This is a genomic window from Kitasatospora sp. NPDC093558 (assembly GCF_040683475.1).
Lineage (GTDB): Bacteria > Actinomycetota > Actinomycetes > Streptomycetales > Streptomycetaceae > Kitasatospora.
The window spans coordinates 1-1,075 of the sequence record NZ_JBFBDY010001379.1 but is presented as its reverse complement, the minus strand read 5'-3'; the positions used below and the strand labels follow the sequence as shown (position 1 = coordinate 1,075).

Sequence of the window (1,075 nt, the reverse complement as noted above, 5' to 3'; positions counted from 1 at the left end):
GTACGGCACCGGGCTCCCGTCGCCCAGCAGCCAGCGCACGGCGGCCTGTTCGGCGGCGGCCTCGCTGCCCGCGGGGGAGTCGCGGTGGTCGAGGGGGACGAGGGAGGCGTCGAGGTGCATGAGGGCGAGCAGCGCGATGACGTACGCGACGGAGTTGTCGCCCTGGACGAGGACCCGGTCGCCGGGGGCGAGGCCGCGCTCGCGCAGGGCGCGGGCGGCGGCGAGGACGCGACCGGTGAGCGCGTCGCCGGTGAGGGCGGCGGACGCGTCGGTGAGGACGGGGGTGCGGGTCATGGACGGGTGCCTCCTGGGCTGGGGCGGAGCAGGGTGGAGCGGACGGTGCTCACCGGGGTGGCGTCGCCGGTGGTGAGGACGGTCTCCAGCTCCAGGGCGCGCCCGCTCCCGAGGAGCCGGGCGGTGGCGTGCAGGACGTCGCCGGCGTGCACCGGGCGGTGGTGGCGGAAGTGCTGCGCGCGGTGGAGGAGGCCGTCGGTGGCGATGCCGAGGCGGGAGAGGAGGGCGTCCTCAGCCGGGGCGGCGAGCGTGACGAGGAAGGTGGGCGGGGCGAGGAGGTCCGGGTGGCCCGCGGCGCGGGCGGCGGCCACGTCGTGGCAGCACGCGGCGCGCTCGCCGACGGCGGCGGCGAAGCGGCGGATCTGTTCGCGTCCCACCGTCACCGGGCCGACCGTCACCGGGCAGACGGATGACGGTTCGGCGGGTGGCGGTTCGGCGGACGCGGGCCCGGCCGGATCCACCGGGGGCACGTCAGGCGCCGACCATGTGGTGGCCGCCGTCGACGTGGACGATCTCGCCGGTGGTGGCGGGGAACCAGTCGGACATCAGCGCGACGCAGGCGCGGGCGACGGGCTCGGTGTCGGTCGCGTCCCAGCCGAGCGGCGCCGTCTTCGCCCAGTGGGCCTCGAACTCGTCGCCGCCCTCGCCGATGGCGCGGGCGGCGGTGGTGCGCAGCGGTCCGGCGGCGACGAGGTTGACCCGGACGGCGGCCGGGCCGCGGTCGCGGGCGAGGTAGCGGCCGGTGGCCTCCAGGGCGGCCTTGGCCACGCCCATCCAGTCG

The 1,075-nt window shown here is 78.0% G+C and carries 3 protein-coding genes; all 3 read right to left on the bottom strand.

Translation table 11 applies throughout. The features are described from left to right. Positions 1-294: AMP-binding protein (locus tag AB0O00_RS41150; protein WP_363659764.1), on the bottom strand; the 294-nt coding region annotated here is incomplete at its 3' end. Beyond that, complete coding sequence (locus AB0O00_RS41145; protein WP_363659763.1) at positions 291-677, bottom strand: MaoC family dehydratase N-terminal domain-containing protein; 387 nt, start codon at positions 675-677, stop codon at positions 291-293. The genes AB0O00_RS41150 and AB0O00_RS41145, both read right to left, overlap by 4 nt. An 88-nt stretch (positions 678-765) precedes the next feature. Further along, the coding region (locus AB0O00_RS41140; RefSeq protein ID WP_363659762.1) for an SDR family oxidoreductase at positions 766-1,075 on the bottom strand (310 nt) is incomplete at its 5' end.